We start from the raw sequence: 2,006 nt of genomic DNA, 5'->3' as shown, positions 1-2,006 counted from the left end.
GTTCTACTGGACCGATCTCGAGGGTCTCGAGGTCGTTACCACGGAGAATGTCGTCCTGGGACGGGTGAACCATCTTTTCGCTACCGGCGCCAATGACGTCATGGTGGTGAAGGACGGTGAAAGGGAGCGACTTATCCCGTTTGTCCAGGGCCCCTACGTGCACTCCATCGATTTCGATGGCCAGCGCATCGTGGTGGACTGGGACCCCGAGTTCTAGAGCAACGATTCCAAGTCATGCGTATCGATGTGGTCTCGTTGTTTCCCGATTTCGTCCGCCAGTCGGCCGAGGTCGGGGTGGTCGGCAGGGCGCAGCAGCGCGAGTTGTTACAGGTGGAAACCTGGAACCCCCGCGACTTCGCTCCCGACAGGCATCGCACCGTGGACGGTCGCCCCTTTGGCGGTGGGCCGGGCATGGTGATGCTGATCGACCCTTTGCGAGCGGCGCTCGCGGCGGTTCGTGAGGCGGCACCGGAACCGGTGCACGTGATTTATCTCAGCCCGCAAGGTGCGCGGCTGACGCAGGGTAAGGTCGAGGCGCTGGCAAACATGCCGCGAATCGCCCTGGTCTGCGGACGTTACGAAGGCGTGGACGAACGCCTGCTGCAGCATGAGGTCGACGAGGAGCTCTCAATCGGCGATTATGTGCTGTCTGGCGGGGAGCTTGCCGCAGCGGTGATTATCGATGCGGTGGGTCGTCTTCAGGACGGTGCGTTGAACGACGCGCAGTCCGCCCAACAGGACTCCTTCTCGGATGGCCTGCTGGATTGCCCGCATTACACCCGTCCCGAGCATCACGATGTTTGGGGCGGCGTGCCGGAGGTGCTGCTTTCCGGCGATCACGCGGCTATTCGCCGCTGGCGTCGCAAGCAGTCGCTGGGTCGTACCTGGCTGCGCCGGCCGGACTTGCTAACGCAGCGTGCGCTCGATGATGAATCGAGGGCATTGCTGGATGAATTCCGCCGTGAATACTCACACGGCTAAACGGTGCGGCCGATATCGACCGCCGTAACTGAAATTGACAGGTGTGCCATGAACAAACTTCTCCAACAGTTCGAAGCCGAGCAGATCATCCGCCAGCTGCCGGATTTCGGTCCTGGCGACACCGTGGTCGTCAACGTCAAGGTTAAGGAAGGCGCCCGCGAGCGCGTCCAGGCGTTCGAAGGCATCGTTATCGCCAAGCGTAGCCGCGGCCTGCACTCCGCCTTTACCGTGCGCAAGATCTCGCACGGCACCGGTGTCGAGCGCGTTTTCCAGTCGCACAGCCACGCTATTGACTCGGTCGAAGTCAAGCGCAAGGGCAAGGTCCGCGGCGCCAAGCTGTACTACCTCCGTGGTCTGGAAGGTAAGGCTGCCCGCATCAAGGAAGACGTCGCCGCCGCCGCTGCCGCCAAGGTCGCGAAGAAGGCTGCCGCTGCCGCCGCCCAGTAATCGGGTCGCAGTACGCGCCAAGAAAAAGCCCGCGAGCAATCGCGGGCTTTTTTGTTGTCTGCGCGCCGGTGGCGGGCAGGGTGCTTTTCTGTAGGAGCCGATTCATCGGCGATCCCGCGGCAGCGGGCCAGGTTATCGCAGGCCCATCGCCGATGAATCGGCTCCCACATGGGCCTTATACGGGCATGTATTCCTCGGCCAGCACCTTGGCCGGCTCCTGCAGGAAGTTGCCCTGCACGAAGTCCACGCCGCAGGCGAACAGCAGCGACGTACTCACGGCGTCCTCGACCCATTCGGCGACGGTCTGCTTGCCCGACGCGTGGCCTTCCTTGCAGATCTCCGCGATTTTCTTCTGGTTTTCCGGGTGCTGCGGTAGGTCGGTCATGAAGCTGCGGTCGATCTTCAGGAAGTCGGCCTCGACATGGTTGAGCATCTGGAACGAGTTGAGGCCCGAGCCAAACTGCTCGATGGCGAACGCGCCGCCCGCCTTGCGCCAGCCGGCCACGAATTCCTGGGTAGGCCGCAGGCTGGTCAGTACCTTGGACTCCGGCATCTCGATGACCAGGGTGCTGCGACGC

The 2,006-nt window shown here is 62.8% G+C and carries 4 protein-coding genes; 3 read left to right on the top strand and 1 reads right to left on the bottom strand.

Annotation, left to right across the window (positions count from 1 at the left end; genetic code table 11):
* From rimM to rplS, 3 genes are all read left to right on the top strand, one after another.
* The coding region (rimM, locus tag AC1DT2_RS21895; protein ID WP_477298713.1) for a ribosome maturation factor RimM at nucleotides 1-217 on the top strand (217 nt) is incomplete at its 5' end.
* Between the two features lie 17 nt (nucleotides 218-234).
* On the top strand, nucleotides 235-981 hold the full coding sequence (gene trmD, locus AC1DT2_RS21890) for a tRNA (guanosine(37)-N1)-methyltransferase TrmD (RefSeq protein ID WP_063573147.1): 747 nt from the start codon (nucleotides 235-237) through the stop codon (nucleotides 979-981).
* 48 nt (nucleotides 982-1,029) lie between these two features.
* A complete protein-coding gene (gene rplS, locus AC1DT2_RS21885; RefSeq protein WP_046981446.1) occupies nucleotides 1,030-1,428 on the top strand; it encodes a 50S ribosomal protein L19 in 399 nt (132 codons plus the stop codon).
* A 175-nt stretch (nucleotides 1,429-1,603) separates the two neighbouring features.
* On the opposite strand, the gene AC1DT2_RS21880 is transcribed toward rplS, so the two are convergent.
* A partial coding sequence (locus AC1DT2_RS21880; protein WP_477298712.1) for an EAL domain-containing protein occupies nucleotides 1,604-2,006 on the bottom strand: 403 nt, incomplete at its 5' end.

Source organism: Luteibacter sp. P4_E6, assembly GCF_056401535.1.
The sequence above is the reverse complement of the archived record's forward strand: the minus strand, read 5'-3'. Positions and strand labels throughout refer to the sequence as shown.